Annotated in this window: 15 protein-coding genes; 8 read left to right on the forward strand and 7 right to left on the reverse strand. The window is 66.3% G+C overall.

The features are described from left to right. Positions 1-366 precede the first annotated feature (366 nt). From C7443_RS13765 to C7443_RS13795, 7 genes are all read right to left on the reverse strand, one after another. Positions 367-1,770 carry a phage terminase large subunit gene (locus C7443_RS13765; protein WP_110019201.1) on the reverse strand — a complete coding sequence of 468 codons (1,404 nt, stop codon included), beginning with the start codon at positions 1,768-1,770 and terminating at the stop codon, positions 367-369. After that, complete coding sequence (locus C7443_RS13770; protein WP_110019202.1) at positions 1,757-2,182, reverse strand: hypothetical protein; 426 nt, start codon at positions 2,180-2,182, stop codon at positions 1,757-1,759. Before C7443_RS13770 ends, C7443_RS13765 begins: the two co-directional genes overlap by 14 nt. Continuing rightward, on the reverse strand, positions 2,179-2,805 hold the full coding sequence (locus C7443_RS13775; protein ID WP_109919053.1) for a recombinase family protein: 627 nt from the start codon (positions 2,803-2,805) through the stop codon (positions 2,179-2,181). The genes C7443_RS13770 and C7443_RS13775 overlap by 4 nt, the downstream gene beginning before the upstream one ends. Positions 2,806-3,384: 579 nt before the next feature. After that, a complete protein-coding gene (locus tag C7443_RS13780; protein ID WP_110019203.1) occupies positions 3,385-5,601 on the reverse strand; it encodes a VapE domain-containing protein in 2,217 nt (738 codons plus the stop codon). Beyond that, positions 5,598-5,948 (reverse strand): hypothetical protein, encoded by a 351-nt coding sequence (locus C7443_RS13785; protein WP_110019204.1) that lies wholly within the window; start codon positions 5,946-5,948, stop codon positions 5,598-5,600. Before C7443_RS13785 ends, C7443_RS13780 begins: the two co-directional genes overlap by 4 nt. A gap of 12 nt (positions 5,949-5,960) precedes the next feature. Then, the gene (locus C7443_RS13790; RefSeq protein WP_109919057.1) at positions 5,961-6,206 is read right to left on the reverse strand and encodes a helix-turn-helix transcriptional regulator; all 246 of its coding nucleotides are present in this window, start codon (positions 6,204-6,206) and stop codon (positions 5,961-5,963) included. A gap of 306 nt (positions 6,207-6,512) precedes the next feature. Then, entirely contained in the window at positions 6,513-7,796 is a 1,284-nt protein-coding gene (locus tag C7443_RS13795) for a tyrosine-type recombinase/integrase (protein ID WP_110019206.1), read from the reverse strand. A 315-nt stretch (positions 7,797-8,111) separates the two neighbouring features. Here C7443_RS13795 and C7443_RS13800 point away from each other — a divergent pair, with 315 nt between their 5' ends. The 8 genes from C7443_RS13800 (at position 8,112) to C7443_RS13835 (ending at position 14,897) form a co-directional block, all read left to right on the forward strand. After that, the gene (locus C7443_RS13800; protein WP_110019207.1) at positions 8,112-8,918 is read left to right on the forward strand and encodes a sulfite exporter TauE/SafE family protein; all 807 of its coding nucleotides are present in this window, start codon (positions 8,112-8,114) and stop codon (positions 8,916-8,918) included. Positions 8,919-9,026: 108 nt separating this feature from the next. After that, positions 9,027-9,953: an alpha/beta hydrolase gene (locus tag C7443_RS13805; RefSeq protein WP_110019208.1), complete on the forward strand. Its 927-nt coding sequence runs from the start codon at positions 9,027-9,029 to the stop codon at positions 9,951-9,953. 165 nt (positions 9,954-10,118) lie between these two features. Continuing rightward, entirely contained in the window at positions 10,119-11,126 is a 1,008-nt protein-coding gene (locus C7443_RS13810; RefSeq protein WP_110019209.1) for a zinc-dependent alcohol dehydrogenase family protein, read from the forward strand. Between the two features lie 270 nt (positions 11,127-11,396). Beyond that, the gene (locus C7443_RS13815; RefSeq protein ID WP_246004669.1) at positions 11,397-11,957 is read left to right on the forward strand and encodes a TetR/AcrR family transcriptional regulator; all 561 of its coding nucleotides are present in this window, start codon (positions 11,397-11,399) and stop codon (positions 11,955-11,957) included. A gap of 592 nt (positions 11,958-12,549) precedes the next feature. Continuing rightward, a complete protein-coding gene (locus C7443_RS13820) occupies positions 12,550-13,371 on the forward strand; it encodes an alpha/beta fold hydrolase (protein ID WP_110019211.1) in 822 nt (273 codons plus the stop codon). A 16-nt stretch (positions 13,372-13,387) separates the two neighbouring features. Beyond that, positions 13,388-13,684, forward strand: coding sequence for an extradiol ring-cleavage dioxygenase (locus C7443_RS13825; RefSeq protein WP_246004670.1), 297 nt, complete (start codon positions 13,388-13,390; stop codon positions 13,682-13,684). A gap of 21 nt (positions 13,685-13,705) precedes the next feature. Beyond that, positions 13,706-14,542: a DODA-type extradiol aromatic ring-opening family dioxygenase gene (locus tag C7443_RS13830; RefSeq protein WP_110019212.1), complete on the forward strand. Its 837-nt coding sequence runs from the start codon at positions 13,706-13,708 to the stop codon at positions 14,540-14,542. 10 nt (positions 14,543-14,552) lie between these two features. Next, positions 14,553-14,897 (forward strand): non-heme iron oxygenase ferredoxin subunit, encoded by a 345-nt coding sequence (locus tag C7443_RS13835; protein WP_110019213.1) that lies wholly within the window; start codon positions 14,553-14,555, stop codon positions 14,895-14,897. The last annotated feature ends 16 nt before the right edge of the window (positions 14,898-14,913 follow it).

The raw sequence follows: 14,913 nt of genomic DNA on the forward strand, positions 1-14,913 counted from the left end.
CAAGGCGCGGGCGCGAAATGCCCACACTTTCAGTAAGGATAAGGCCCCGATCCAGTCCGCGGCAAGAAATTTATCTTGTAGATCAACGGCTTACTTTACTTTTTCGGGTTCGGTCGGGGTGCAAATGATGGCCCGTTCCAGCGGTCGGCTGGGGTCCGGGCGGCACTCCATGCGCTCGAACTGGAGCGCGGCTCCTCGGGCCGTCTCCTGAACGCGGACGGGAGGCGCGAGGCGTGCCGAGAATGTGCCGACCTGCGCCCGCCGGAGCGAGTCCTGGGCAGAGTACAGGGGGCGCTCCTCCGCTGCCGCTACGGTGGCGAGAATCAACAGCGGGACGGCTACAAGGCTACGCATGGCGGGACCTCCTCAAACGTACATGACACGGTCGCCGGTATCGGGCAGACGCGGCGGCGCTCCGCCGAAGTCGCCCACGGTCACGAGGCCCGAAGCGGACCCGGCCAGCCCGTAGCTGGTCGCATCCAGCCAGTGATCCACGGCCTTCGTGTCCACGTCCTCCGGGTTGCGGGGATCGCGCGGCAAACTGGGCACGGTGCGGAGCCATCCGGCGCAGCGGCTCGCCACGTAGAACTCCCGCGCAATCATCATTTGCTTCAACGCCTCGAAGCGCGGCACGCGCGGCCCCTTGCGAGCGGGCGAGACGCGAACCCCGGCGGCGCGGAACAAGTCGCTGATGCTGTCCTCGTGACGCCCGGCGGTCTTGGCTTCGGCGGCGGCGTCGATGACGCCCCGCGCGCGGACACCGGAGCGGGCGCACATGGCATGAAGGGCGGGGGCAATCTGCGACGGCGAACGGCCCGTGCCGCGGGCGATGTTGCGCGGGTCGAACTCCGCGTGCTCGTCATACACCACAACGCTGCCCTTCGGCATCACCCGATCATCCGGGAGCCGCACGTCATAGGCGAGCGTGCCCATGAGCAAGGCGACGCACGGCGCGGCGCTGCCCCAGTCGATGGCGAGCTTGAGCGATGCGAACAGATGCGGCGGGAGGTCGTGGTGGTCGATCACCATTTCATCGGCCCGCCACGATCCGGCGAAGAAGTCCCCCGTGATCGCTGACCAGTCGCCGTGCCGGTGCGCCTTGTACAGCGCCGGGTCGGTGGTCCGCAGAACCTCGAAGTTGCGCTGGTACGCCTCCGGCAGGTGCGGGTTTGAATCGACCGTCGAAGGCGCATAGGCCCAGCTCTGCCCGGCGAACTCGAAGATTGCCCAAGGGTCGCGCGCGGTGACGTACCGCTCCGACAGGGCGGAATGGTTCGCCCCGCCGGGGTTCCCGGCAAGGATCATGCGGAGCGGGACGCCCGGAGCGCGCAGCGACAGCCCGAGTTGGTCGATGACTTCCAGCGGCGGACCTTCGCCTGCTTCGTCCACGATCACGAGGCTGTAGGTGTGGCCCTGAATCGTGTCTTGTAGGGCGCTCACGGACTCGCAATGCGTCATGAAGATCGCTGCGCCGTTCGGGAGCCGGAACACATTGTCATTCATGTTGTAGCTGACGCCCGGCCCGAAGGCGGAGCGGAGCAGGCCCCGGAGTTCTTCGGCGAACTGAAGCAGCGACTTCAACCGGCGGCGCGTCACGAGAACCCGAGCACGCGGGCCGTATTGCTGGACGTGTCGCAGGATCAGGAGCATCAGGGCGAAGGACTTGCCACCCCCGCGGCCCCCGCCAAGGAACAAGAACACGTCCTCAGGCACCGCCAACACGCGGGCCTGAAAGGCGGTCGGGCGGATCACGTTGTCAGTCGGATACATGGATCACCCTCGCGTATTCCTCGGGGCTCAGAGCCGCATTGATTTGAATGAGGACGCGGGGCGCTTCGCCGGGGCCGTCCTCGCGTCCGATCTTGTAGAGCTTGTCGCCCAGCCATTCGGCGGCGCGGGTGTCGCCTTCCTTCATCCGGGCGCGCATGACGGCGATGACCTCGCCCGCGCCCTCCGCCCGGCCTTCCTCGATTGCCAGCGCCAGCGGGGACAGCTCGCCTTCGGCGTCATCCTTCTTGAGGGCGTTCCACTGCGCGGGGGATAGCCCAAGGGTCCGGCGGATGGCGTGCTCACGGCACCCTTCGGCGGCGAGTTCGCGCACTACGTTCAGCGCGTCAGCGGGCAGGCCCTTCGTGGCGAGGTCGCGGACGATGCCCTTGGTCAGTTGAGTGTTGCGGCTCATGCTTCGGCCTCCTCGGTGGCGAGGGCAGCGGCGGCTTCCAAGTCCTTCCTGATGCGGTAGATCGCGGACTTGCCGGCGTGCGTGATCGTGCGGACACGGTCGGGCTTCACCCCGGCCTTGAGCAGCGCGGCGATCTTGTCCTCAAGGCTCCGGGACATGCGAGGCGCGCCGATCTTCACGCCCTTGGCCCTCGCCTTGCGGTGGCCCCGGCGCAGGGCTTCTACGCGCACAGCCTTGTCGAACGTGACCACGGCGGCGACGGCGCGGAGGATCGCGGCCCCGGCGGGCGTGCGGGTGTCGAGGTCGAGGTCAGCGACGTACAGGCCAGCGCCAGCCACGGACAGCTCGCGGAGCAGTTTTTCGAGGTCGCCCACACTACGGGCCAGCCGGTCGAACGAAACAGCAGCGATGCCATCCGCTGCGCCCCGGAGGGTGTCGAAGATCGCGCGGTCAAGGTACGGGCGGGGATCGCGGGCGGCGCGGGTGTCAATGTTCTCGTCAGCGTACTCAGCAACCACCTCATGCCCAGCAGCGGCGCAGAAGGCGCGGAGCGGGGCGAACTGGTCCTCAGTGGCGGGGTCGGTGTCGAGTGCCCGGCGGGCGTACAGGATGAAGCGGGCCATGATGGTCGGGTCCTATCGTGAATGCGGTTTCGATAGATTCTAGCGACCGGATCACGAGAGATAAAGGTTTTTAGGCGGGTGTATAGGCGGGTTTCTCCGCGAAACATGCGTAAATTCCAACGACTATGGAGAACTGCGGGGAGAAAGCCTCCGCCATAATCGGCGCGGCGTGATCTTGTATGCGTGCCGGTCGCTGCTGGCCCATGACGCCGGGCGGCGGCGCGGGGGTGAATCAGCCCAAGGGGCGGGAGCCGTTACGCGGTTACGGGTCGCTACGCGGCGGGACTGCTTCCACGTAACTGCCCCGAACCCCATACGCTTCTGGCTTTCCCGGCTTTCCGTTACGCGGTTACGGGGAAAGTAGGTAAAAGACTTCAGGAGGGGAGGAGAACCGGGACCGGCTCCCGCCCGACCCGTGGGCGTAGGGCGTCGCGCCGTATACGCGTAAGGGTCTAATAGGAATTGACGCGTATCGCGTAACCCGAGCGCAAAAAATACAGCCGGAAGTCCACCCGTTGATGGATTTCCGGCCGTTACGGGGAACCCGCCCATTTTCGCGTAACTCTGGCACCTCGCCCATCAGAAGGGAGCGAGGCCCGCCGGGTTTCCGTCCCCGGCCCAGACGTAGATGCGGCACAGCTCCCCGTCGATCCGCACGGGGCCTTCTGGCTTCCACCTCAGCGCCGTCATCGCCTCCTTCACCTTCCGGGGTACTCCGCCGTTGCGGTCCTTCTGCGGAATGCCCAAACGGTTGTAGACCGCCTCCGTCTTGACGATCCATTGGCCCTTCCATTGCTGGATTTCGTCGCGCATTCCTTCGAGGCATTCCATGAATCCCTCGTCAACCACGCGGCGTTGCGCTTGCGCCTGCTTCGCGCCGGTGGCGGCTTCCCCTTCGAGGGTCAGCGCGTAGTCGCCGGAGCGGTAGCGGGCCAGCGCCTCCGCGATGAGCTGGTCACGCGCGGCGTGCAGGCCTTCGAGGTCAACACGGGACACGGCGACCGGCCAGAAGCGGCGGTTCTCGGTCGGGTCTTGTAGGAAACGCTCCTCATTGGTGGTTCCCGCCAAGACAAAGCGCCGGGGGACCGTGACGGGGCTGCGCGCGTAGGCCGGGCGTCCGGTATCGGCCTGCCGGGCAATCGTCGCCTTGAGGGCTGAAACGTCCTTCTTGCTCATGCCGTCCAGCTCTGCGCATTCGAGAATCCACACGCCGGAGGACACCTCCAAGACTTCGCGGGCGTCCCGCGCACCAAGGAAGGCGGCATCAGAGAAGAACTCATCACCCGCGAGGATGCGCAGCGCGGTCGATTTCCCCACGCCTTGGCCTCCCATCAGCACCAGCATGTAATCGAACTTCAGGCCCGGCTCGAAGGCGCGAGCGATTGCCGCGGTCAGCCACACGGCCCCGGCGGCGCGCGTGTATGGGCTATCCTCCGCCCCGCAGAAGTCGATCAGCCAGGAATCAAGGCGCGGCCTCCCATCCCATGCCGGGAGGGCATGGAGGTGGTCGATCAGCGAGTCAAAGCGGTTTTCCGTACACAGCGACAGCACCGCCTTGTTCGTGTTCATGTCGCCCGGATCGAAGCCGAAGCGGCGGATGATCTCGTCACGCAAGATGCGCTCCGCGTGGTCGGAGAACTCCCCGGCGAACTCCTGCAACTCATGGGAGCCCACGAGGTGGCGGGCGCGGAACTTGTCATAGCGGCATTCCACGCCCATCAGTAGCAGCGCCGTCCGGGCGTTCCAGTAGCTGGCCCGCGGTTCGCCGTCCTTGTTCACGCGGTCCCAAGTCGGAAGCTGCGCGGCTTCGGCCACCTTCGCGCGGGCCTTCTGGATCTGGTCCGCGGCGTAGGCCTGCCAGCGGGGTTTCTCCCGCACGCTTTCCGCAATCTTGTTGTTCGGGTCCGTGATCGCGGCGAAGATCACCGCATCATCAGCCCCGGCCCGGACAAGGTCGCAGCAGACAGCAAACAACGCTTCGGAGCGGGAGGGGTACTTGGCTGGATCAAGCGGGTCCTCGCCGGTGGCGATCCGCGCAAGGGTCGATTCCTTGAGCGTTTTGCCGTTGGCCTTTGCCCACGCTAGCAGCTCCTCCGTGCCCATTCCCATACCCTCGCCCAAGGGCACGGGCGCGGATGCCTTCCCGGTGGCAGCGCGGGGCTTCGTGCTGACGGCGGGGGCGGGCTTGAACGCGGTCAGCGGATAGGTGGCACCCGTGCGGCTGTACACCTCCGCCTCGCGCGGCTCCCGGCCCTTGTCGCGCTTCTTCTTGTTCGGCCAGTTCATCGTCCCCGGCGTGCGCATGATGCGCGAAACGTCGTGGCACGAGTCAGCACCGAAGGCGAGTTCAAGCGCCCGGTTGTAGCGTTCGGCCTCGTGGGCCTTGTCGGTGTCGCCGTCGATGTTCAGCGGCTCCGCCAGACGCCAGAAGGCCTGAAAGCCTCCGCCGGAGTCGATCACCAGCGAGGGAGCCGGGACGCCCTTGGGCAGTTCGGCAGTCAGCAAGCGAAGGATGCGGGCGCGCTCCTGCTCGAAGTCCTCCCCGGTGCGCGGGTCGATGTCAACGTGCAGGTATTCAACGGCGGCAATGTCCTCCTTCTTCGCCTTCGCCGTCAGCGGTCCCCGCGTGCGATTGACGTGGAAGTAGATGTTCTTGTTTTCGTTCTGGCGAATGGCCCACGCCTCCGCCTCCTTCGAGTCGGTGAAGGTGCGCGTCTCGGTTTTCCCGTCCGGGACGATGGACGTGAGAACGAACGGCCCGCCGGGGCGGTAGTTGTCGAGGAAGTCAGCAATCATTCTGCGACCTCCTGAAACAGGTAGATTCCGCGGCGATACCCGGCCTTGTTGTCGAACCAGCCGTTGTCGGCAGGATCGGCCTTGCCGCCCATCACCTCGTTGCAGTGATCGAGGGTGCGACGGAACCAGACGGCCCGCGGCGAGCGGTCGGAGGAGCGCGCGGCCTGCTCGGTCAGTTCTTCGAGCTGGGCAAGGACCGTATCAACAAGGTGTTGATCGGCTTCGGTGTTGCACTCAGGCCCGGCGGGGAACACGCGGAGAGGGTCGAGACGGAGCAGCCAAGCGACGTAGGACGCGCGGCGGGCTTCGGTGGGCGCAGCTATTTGCGCAGTGAGGCTCGGTTTCATGGGTCCGTCTCCTCACTGCTCTTGCGCATTCAGCCACGCATCAATTTCGTTCAGGTCCCAAACGGTGGCGCGGGGACCGATCTTGCGAGCGCGGGGGAAGTCGGGGCGTTCGGCGTGCCAGCGCCAGAGGGTGGCGAGGCTGACGCCCAGATATTGAGCGGTGCCGGTGGGGCGGGCGTTGCGCCGTTCTTGGCGGCGGGCGAGTTCTTCGGCGACAGCCTGTTTCAAGGCTGGCAGCGGGATCGTTTCTTGTTTCATGGTGGCGAATCCTTGAGCGTTTAGCTCACGCCACCGGGCCGGGTAGGCTGCGCGGGCGGCGGGAGCGGCAAGCCCCGAAGGGCGGCTACTCTCACGCCACCGCTGCATCTACAGCGGATGAGGACCCCTGATGGGCCGGGGCAGAGCCCCGGAACCTGTGTCCCTGTGGAGATACCGGCAGGTCAACGCCGCTTCGTTGGCGTCGCCCCCTGTCTCCAGCGATCAATTACGGGGAATAGTAGCGAATAAGACGACAGTCGTCTAGCGGTTCGCTGCCGATAACTCCAATCAGATCAACGGCTTACTTTACTTTTTCGGGTGACAGAAGGAGGCCCAATCCTCCATAAGTGCCCGCCGTTTCTGGAGAAGATTGCCGCGCCGGTAGTGCGCTTCCACCTTGCTCTCGATGCTATGGGCCAGCGCCATTTCAGCGACTTCGCGCGGGTGGTCGGTCTGTTCTGCGGCCCAATCGCGGAAGGTCGAGCGGAACCCGTGTGGGGTGGCAACCTTCGGGTCGCCGTTCTTGTCGGCTTGCTTCGGGTCGATGTAGCCCTTGCGGCCCGCCTTCGTCTCGCTTTCGTGCATCCGCTTGATGACCGCGGCCAGCGTCATATCCGACAACTCGCCGCCACGGGACGCGGGGAATACAAGGTTGTTGTCCTCGAACCGCGGGAGGGCCTTCAACAAGGCCACCGCATCCTCGGTGAGGGGCACCTCATGTTCCTTGCCCATCTTCATTCGCCCGGCGGGGATCGTCCAGACGCGGGCCTCAAGGTCGATTTCGTCCCACGTTGCCCCGCGTACCTCGCCGGAGCGGGCAGCGGTCAGGATGGTGAACTCAAGCGCCCGCGCGCCGGTCCCGTCCATCTTGCGCAGATGCTTCATGAAGGCGGAGGCTTCGGCGAAGGGCAGCGCGGCATGGTTGCCGTTCTTCGCCACCTTCGTGGGCTCCGGGAGCATTGAATCAAGGTAGCCCTTCCAGCGGGCCGGGTTCTGGCCGTCGCGGTACTTGCGAACGGTCGCCCAATCCAAGACGGCCTCAATGCGCCCGCGCACGCGGGAGGCGGTTTCCGTTTTCACGGTCCAGATCGGTTCGAGGACTTCCAAGACATGCGGCGTGTCGATGTCGCGGACCTGTAGCTTGCCGATCTTGGGAAAGGCGTAGGTTTCCAGCGTGTTGCCCCACTGCTGGGCGTGCTTCGCGTTCTTCCACTCGGGCGACTTCGCGGCGATGTACTGCTTGGCGGCTTCCTCGAAGGTGATCTCAGTCGCCCGGCTCGCCATCAGCGCGGAGCGCGCGGCTTTGCGCTCCGCTATCGGGTCGATGCCTTGGGCTATCTTCTCCCGGACCTCGCGCGCCTTCTCCCGGACCTGCTGAAGCGTCACCGCCGGATACCCGCCCAAGCCGACCTCGCTGCGGCGCTGCTTGCCGTCCGCGGTCGCGCCGACCGTGACCCGAAGCAGCCAAGTTTTTCCTCCGCCGGGGAGGACTTGAAGATGGAGCCCAGGAACACCCCCAACGGCGTACATTCCCGGCTGTGAGAGGCGTTTCACCTCCAACGCTGATAGTTCTTTCGCAACTCGTGGCATATCTCGCACCCGCCTAAAAACCCGCCTAAGATTACGCGATCTTACGCGATAAGTCGAGACCATCCGAGACGATCACCGCGGTGGAAGTCTTGTGTTTACGCGGGGTTGCTGGCAATCTAGCGACGTTACGCGATGACGCGAGACGCTACGGTGGGGGACACCTCTTCCGCCAATGACTGACGCCCGATCGCATGTCATGCATCGGCTGGATGCTGGCTTGATGAGCCTCGTTCAGTGCAGTTCGCGGGCAGCAAAAGCGAGGCCGTTCAGCGCTTCCCCCGGCGCCTTAGCGAAAGCCCTGTCGTGGAACCATTGATGAACTCCGTTAGCAGTGCTGCGTCGAGCGCGCGGCTCGTGTCGGCGTTGGCGTGGGGCGCCGTCATCGGCGTGCTGGGCGGTCTGGTCGGTCTGGGCGGTGCTGAATTCCGCCTGCCTTTGCTGATCGGCTTGTTCGGTTTTACTGCGCTACCTGCCGTCATTTTGAACAAGGCGATGAGTCTGGTGGTCGTCGCCTCGGCGCTGCTGTTTCGCACCAAGGCGGTCCCGCTCGACGAGGTGCTGGCTCACTGGCCGATCGTCGTGAATCTGCTGGCCGGCAGCCTGTTCGGTGCCTGGCTGGGTGCCGACTGGGCCACCAGGATGCAGAGCCGGACGCTGTATCGCATCTTGGCCGTATTGCTGGTGCTGATCGCGCTGGTGTTGCTCGTTGGCCATGAGCATGCCGCGGGCAGTGTCCTGCTGAGCGGCGTCATGCAGAAGGTGGCCGGCGTGGTCGCCGGCTTTGGCATCGGCGTGGTGGCTTCGCTGATGGGGGTGGCGGGCGGTGAGCTGCTGATCCCGACCTTGATCCTGCTGTTCGGTGCCGACATCAAGCTGGCTGGCAGCCTGTCGCTGGCGGTGAGCCTGCCGACCATGATCGTCGGCTTTGCCCGCTACAGCCGGGACGGTAGCTTCGCAGTGCTGGGGCAGAACCCGTCCTTCGTGCTGCTGATGGCGGTCGGCTCCCTGATCGGGGCATGGCTCGGCGGTCAGCTGCTGGGCATCGTGCCGAGCACCGTGCTGCTGCCGGTGTTGGCGGCGATTCTCGTCATCTCCTCGGTCAAGGTGTGGAAGCACGGCTAGGCGCTGTGTGGCTGCGCTGTAACACCGGCGCTGCCGCCAACCGTGCGCACGCGACGGCGGGACGAGGTGGCAAAGCACTCAATCGTCGGACTGAGCGGAGGGCTGCCTGTGACGCGTCGAGAGCTGTTGCTGGCGGTCGCCGGGCTGCTCAGCGTGCCTGCGCCGTCGCTGCCGGCGGCCTCGTTAGCGACGCGCATCGACCTTTGGCCGGCAAGGCCGCCGGGCGGCGGTGGCCCGGACGGAGCCGTCGAGATCAGTGCGCGCGGTGCGATGCGCCACATTGCCACGCCGTTGCTGGAGGTCTTTGCGCCGGAGCAGGCCAACGGCGCAGCCGTGCTGGTTGCCGGCGGTGGCGGGTACCGACGCATCCAGATGGGCAGCGAGGCCTGGCCGGCCGCGCGCTGGCTGGCGGCCCGTGGCATCACGGCGTTCGTGTTGCGTTATCGCTTGCCGGGCGAGGGCTGGAACGCGGGGGCGCTGGCGCCGTTGCAGGATGCGCAGCGTGCCCTGCGGCTGATTCGGGCGCGCGCGACGCAATACGGGCTCGATCCGCTGCGGCTCAGCGTGCTCGGGTTTTCCGCTGGCGCGCATCTGCTGGGTCTGGCGGCGATGCGGGCCGACTTTCGCGCGTATCCGCCCGTCGACGCGCTCGATGCGCTGTCGGCGCGACCGGCGGCTGCGGCGCTGATCTATCCGGTGATGACCTTGCAGCCGCCTTACCAGCACACGGCGACGCGGCGTGTGCTGCTCGGTGCGCATGCCGATGCGGCCCGCGCGGCAGACTGGTCGGTGCAGACGCACGTGCGTGCGGGCTGCCCGCCGGTGTTTCTGGTGCAGGCGGACGACGATCCGGTCGCCGATCCGCACAACAGCGCGCTGCTGGCGCAGGCGTGCGCGGCCGCCGGGGTCGCCGTCGAGTGGCATCGCCTGCCGAGCGGCGGTCACGGCTTCGGCATGGGGCGCGCGGGTACGCCGACAGCGGACTGGCCCGCCTGGTATGCCGCCTGGCTGCGGCGGATGGGGCTGATCGCCTGAGTCTGCCGGGGAGAATTGCGCGGGTTTCATCCGGCGCCGTCGTGTCAGCCGTATGCGCCACGTGACAGGGCCGCATGTGGCCGGCTTGGGCTGCGGCCGCCGATGCGGCATGTTGGCCGTCGCCTGAAACGCACAACAAAAACATTGCCCACCCAGGAGAACAGCATGAGCAAAGCCATCTACGTCCAGCCGGGCGGCGGTTACGACAAGGTCATCGTCGGTGAGTGCGCGGCGGCCGCGCCGCAGGCCGGCGAGATCACCGTGCGCTTGCATGCCAGCTCGCTGAATTATCACGACTTCGCCGTCGTCAGCGGCATGTGGGGACCGAGCGAGCCGCGTATTCCAATGGCGGACGGTGCCGGCGAGGTGGTGGCGGTCGGTGCCGGCGTCAGCGAATTCGCCGTCGGTGATCACGTCGTCAGCACGTTTTTTCCTGACTGGCTGGACGGCGAGCCGCTGGTCGAAGGCTTCGCCACGGTGCCCGGCGACGGCATCGACGGTTACGCACGGGAGCGGGTGACGGCCAGGGCGACGGCGTTCACGCGGGCGCCGCAAAGCTGGACTCATACCGAGGCGGCGACGCTGACCACCGCCGGCCTGACGGCGTGGCGTGCGCTGATGGCCGACGATCAGCTCAAGCCCGGCGACAGCGTGCTGGTGCAGGGCAGTGGCGGCGTGTCGATCTTCGCGCTGCAGTTCGCCAAGCTCGCCGGCGCGACGGTGATTGCCACCTCGTCGAGCGACGAGAAGCTGGCGCGCATGGCGCAGATGGGCGCCGATCACCTGATCAATTACCGCGAGGACCCGCAGTGGGGCGAGACCGTGCGCCGCCTGACCGGCGGTCGCGGCGTCGATCACGTCGTCGAAGTTGGTGGCCCGGCGACGCTCGAACAATCGATGATCGCCGCGCGCATCGGCGGGCATATCTCGGTGATCGGCATCCTCAGCGGCCTCAGCGGTGAGTTGTCGGTGGTGGCGGCGCTGGTGCGCCAGCTGCGCCTGCAGGGCGTGCTGGTCGGCAATCGCAGCCAGCAGCAGGCGATGATCCGCGCGATCGACGCCAATGGCCTGCATCCGGTCATCGACCGCTGCTTCCCGCTGGAGGCGATCACCGACGCTTTCCGCTATCAGGAAAGCAATCGCCATTTCGGCAAGATCTGCCTGGAGTTCTGAGCCGGCGATGGCGGTGCGTGGCTGGCGGCCGCGGCGGCCGCTGCACTGCATCAATGGCTGGAACCTCGCCCCGTCTCGTGGCAGGCTGACACCTTCCGGCTGGTCGGGTGGTCCGACCATGTGACCGCCTGTTCCGGTCGGGGCGCGGAGCATCCGCGTGCCCCGGCCGTTCGCCGGCCGCTGCCGTCATTCGCTGTTGCAGGTTTCATGATGTCTGGATCCGATTCCCGCTCGTCATCGACGGGTGCGTCCACCGCCCCGGCGGGCAAGGTGCAGCTGACGCCCGCCGACTGGATCAGAGCGGCGACTGAAGTGCTGGTCGACAAGAGCATCGACGCCGTGCGCGTCGATGTGCTGGCCAAAGGGCTGAAAGTGACGCGCGGCAGCTTCTACTGGCATTTTCAGGACCGCGACGATCTGCTGCGTCAGCTGCTGAAGTCCTGGCGCGACGCCGCCACCGAACAGATCATCAACCGTTTCGAGCGCAGCGGTGCCGATCCCGAGGCGCTGGTGCGTGAGCTGGCCTCGCTGCCGTTCCGCGGCAAGGCGGCGGCGACCTCGGCCTCGATCGAGCTGGCGATCCGCGCCTGGGCGCGGCGTGACGAGATGGCGCGCCAGGTGGTCGACGAGGTCGACGCCAAGCGCCTGTCCTATGTCGCGCAATGCTTCGTCGCACTCGGCTTCAGTTTTCAGGATGCCGGCATGCGCGCCTTCCTGCTCTACAGCTACATGATCAGCGAGTCGCTGATGCACGGGCAGGGCACCGACAGCCAGCGCGAGCAGCGCCGCGCCTTCGTCGAGCAGCTGCTGCTGCAGCCGGTTACCGGCTGAATCCCCGTTTCGCCCGCCTTGGCGGAGTGTGCCGGCGGCGGCTCAGCCGCGGCCACGCCTGATTCATTCCCTCCCGTACTGAAAACCGTCGGCGAGCCCTGAGCATGCGGGTACGCCGCAGGCGCTCCTTTGCCTGATGCGCGCGCCGGCTGCCGGACTCGTTCCGTGGCTGTATCGCTGTCCTCCCTGATCGCACTGTCGCCTGCTGGCATCGCCTCGGCCGGGGGGCGGCATTCGTCCGCATCGCTACCGCCGGGTCATCAGCAGCGTTCCTGAAATCCGGCCGTGGCGGGCCGCCCGCCGGTGTCGTGCGGTGTTTCTCGGCACTGCCTCCGGCACGGACCGGCGTCGCTGTGGAAGTGTGTACGGATGCTGTGTTTGAGTGATTCAACTCAGTACACATGTGTATGTGTCTGTGTGTGTGGCATTAGGTTTTCTATGCATAACACAGCTAAACAACAATAAGTTATTGTTTTTTAACTTAAACAAAATCGCTAGACGGCCGATTTTATTGATCTGCATCAAAAGTTGTTGCGCTCTGAGAATTTTTCCATACCATACACATACACATGTGTACTGAAGGAGAGAGGCAATGACCCAGTACCCCGGCATCGGCGAGACCGTGCTCGCGGCCGAGCATCGAACCAACTATCTGCAGCAGGGCAGTGGCAAGCCGCTGTTCCTGTTGCACGGCTCCGGTCCGGGGGTGTCGGCCTGGACCAACTGGGCCGGCGTGATGCCGGCACTGGCGCAGCATTTCCGCGTCATCGCGCCGGACATCGCCGGCTTCGGCTTCACCGAGTTCAAGGCCGACAGCAAGTACGACATCAAGCTGTGGGTGCGGCATCTGCTCGGGATCATGGATGCGCTCGACGTCGACAAGGCGTCCTTCGTCGGCAACTCCTTCGGTGGCGCACTGGCGATCGGCCTGGCGCTGCACGCGCCGCAGCGTGTCGAGCGCCTGGTGCTGCTCGGCACGCCGGCCGGTGAGTTCGAGCAGACGCCGGGCCTGCGCTCGGCCTGGGAGTACGAGCCGACGCTGGAGAACATGGAACGCACGATGCGGCTGTTCCCGTTCGACCAGTCGATCATCAGTGAGGAGATGGTCCGCGGCCGCTACGAGGCGAGCGCCCGGCCCGGCGCGCAGGACGCGCTGCGCAAGCTGATCCCGCGGCCGAACGCCGAGGGGCCGACCATCGTCAAGGGCTTCCCGCAGGCCTCGGTGGCGAAGATCGAGGCGCCGACGCTGGTGCTGCACGGTCGCGAGGACCGCGTGGTGCCGCCGCAGTGCGGCTTCCTGCTGGCGCAGTCGATTCCGCGCGCGGAGCTGCATCTGTTCGGCCAGTGCGGGCACTGGGTGCAGACCGAGCACCGCGTCCGCTTCCTGCAGCTGGTGCGCGATTTCTGCGCCTGAGGCGGGGGAGCCAACGATGAGCCGCAATGTGCTGGAAAAACTGATGCACCAGCTGTGCGTCGATCGCACGGTCAAGCAGCGCTTCAAGGAAGACCTCGAAGGCCTGCTCGCCCGCTACGCGCTGACCGAGGACGAGCGCGACATGCTGCGCCGCTTCGACGTCGCCGCGATGCAGAAGCACGGCGTCAACCCGATGCTGACGCTCGGCTTCTGGTCCGAAAACGCCCCCGACCGCCACCCCGCCGCCTACATGAAGGCGCTGCGCGGCGCGGACAGCGGCGGCGAAGTGTTCTCTGCAGCGCTCAAGCACTGAGCCCGAATTCAGGAGCCCGTCGTGGGAAAGATCGTAGGCGGCTTTCTGGTGCCGCATGACCCGGTGATGTTCGTGGTCCCGCAGGCACCGGCGGAAGACATTCGCCAGCGCATGTGGGGCGCGTTCGAGGAATGTGCCGCACGCCTGGCCCGGCTCGAAGCCAGCAGCGTGGTGATCATCGGTGCCGACCATTACTTCAATTTCGGCACCGGCTGCCTGCCGCAGTACCTGATTGGTACCGGCGACGTCGACGGCCCGCTCGACGTGCTGCCGGGCCTCAAGCGCCAGCCGATTCCGGCCAGCGAGGCGCTGGCCGGCTTCATCGCCGAGCACGGCCATGCCAACGGCTTCGACTGGGCGGTGGCGCGCGCCTTCACCGTCGATCACGCGGTGGCGATTCCCGACCGGCTGATCGTCGACCCGGTGCGTCGTCAGGGACAGTCGATCGGCACCATCCCGGTGTATCTGGCCGCCGGCGTCGATCCCTACATCCGCATGCAGCGCGCCATCGAGCTCGGCGGTGCGATCCGCGCCGCGGTCGAGGCCGCGCCCGCCGACGAGCGCGTGGTGGTGATCGGCAGCGGTGGCATCAGCCACTGGGTCGGCACCGCCGAGATGGGCCGCGTCAACGAGGATTTCGACCGCGAAATCATGGGTTACGCCTGCCGCGGCGAGCTGTCGGCGATGGCGGCGCTGAGCGATGACTACATCCTCGAACACGGCGGCAACGGTGCCATGGAAATCCGCCAGTGGGCTTGCGCGATGGGGGCGATGCCCGGCGCGCGCGGCGAGGTCATCGACTACGCCGCGGTGCGCGAGTGGGTCACCGGCCTCGGCTTCGTTCAACTGTTTGCCTGAGAGCAGAACCATGGCTGAACCGATTTTCCTGATCAAAAAGAGCGACCTCGACGCCGGTTGCGTGCGCAGGGTCGAGTGCGGCGGGCAGGCGCTCGCCGTCTACAACCTCGGCGGCTGCTTCTACGCGACGCAGGACGGCTGTACCCACGCCACCGCCTCGCTGTCGGAAGGCGAAATCATCGACGACGACTGCATCGCCTGCCCGGTGCACGACGGCACCTTCCACATCCCCAGCGGCCAGGCGATGAGTTTTCCGTGCGAGCACGCGCTGCGCACGTTCAAGGTGATCGAGCAGGGCGACGAGGTACTGGTCGATCTCGAGCAGGAAGCAGACGAGGCGGCTGACGCCATCTGAAGAGGAGGAGAGCAGC

Origin of the sequence: Plasticicumulans acidivorans (assembly GCF_003182095.1) — a bacterium.
Classification (GTDB): domain Bacteria; phylum Pseudomonadota; class Gammaproteobacteria; order Competibacterales; family Competibacteraceae; genus Plasticicumulans; species Plasticicumulans acidivorans.

What these genes read in the sequence shown, in the direction of transcription:
- C7443_RS13800 (WP_110019207.1), top strand. Translation starts at nt 8,112, where the DNA reads ATGAACTCCGTTAGCAGTGCTGCGTCGAGCGCGCGGCTCGTGTCGGCG.
- C7443_RS13825 (WP_246004670.1), top strand. Translation starts at nt 13,388, where the DNA reads ATGAGCCGCAATGTGCTGGAAAAACTGATGCACCAGCTGTGCGTCGAT.
- C7443_RS13810 (WP_110019209.1), top strand. Translation starts at nt 10,119, where the DNA reads ATGAGCAAAGCCATCTACGTCCAGCCGGGCGGCGGTTACGACAAGGTC.
- C7443_RS13785 (WP_110019204.1), bottom strand. Translation starts at nt 5,948, where the DNA reads ATGAAACCGAGCCTCACTGCGCAAATAGCTGCGCCCACCGAAGCCCGC.
- C7443_RS13795 (WP_110019206.1), bottom strand. Translation starts at nt 7,796, where the DNA reads ATGCCACGAGTTGCGAAAGAACTATCAGCGTTGGAGGTGAAACGCCTC.
- C7443_RS13780 (WP_110019203.1), bottom strand. Translation starts at nt 5,601, where the DNA reads ATGATTGCTGACTTCCTCGACAACTACCGCCCCGGCGGGCCGTTCGTT.
- C7443_RS13835 (WP_110019213.1), top strand. Translation starts at nt 14,553, where the DNA reads ATGGCTGAACCGATTTTCCTGATCAAAAAGAGCGACCTCGACGCCGGT.
- C7443_RS13770 (WP_110019202.1), bottom strand. Translation starts at nt 2,182, where the DNA reads ATGAGCCGCAACACTCAACTGACCAAGGGCATCGTCCGCGACCTCGCC.
- C7443_RS13765 (WP_110019201.1), bottom strand. Translation starts at nt 1,770, where the DNA reads ATGTATCCGACTGACAACGTGATCCGCCCGACCGCCTTTCAGGCCCGC.
- C7443_RS13775 (WP_109919053.1), bottom strand. Translation starts at nt 2,805, where the DNA reads ATGGCCCGCTTCATCCTGTACGCCCGCCGGGCACTCGACACCGACCCC.
- C7443_RS13820 (WP_110019211.1), top strand. Translation starts at nt 12,550, where the DNA reads ATGACCCAGTACCCCGGCATCGGCGAGACCGTGCTCGCGGCCGAGCAT.
- C7443_RS13790 (WP_109919057.1), bottom strand. Translation starts at nt 6,206, where the DNA reads ATGAAACAAGAAACGATCCCGCTGCCAGCCTTGAAACAGGCTGTCGCC.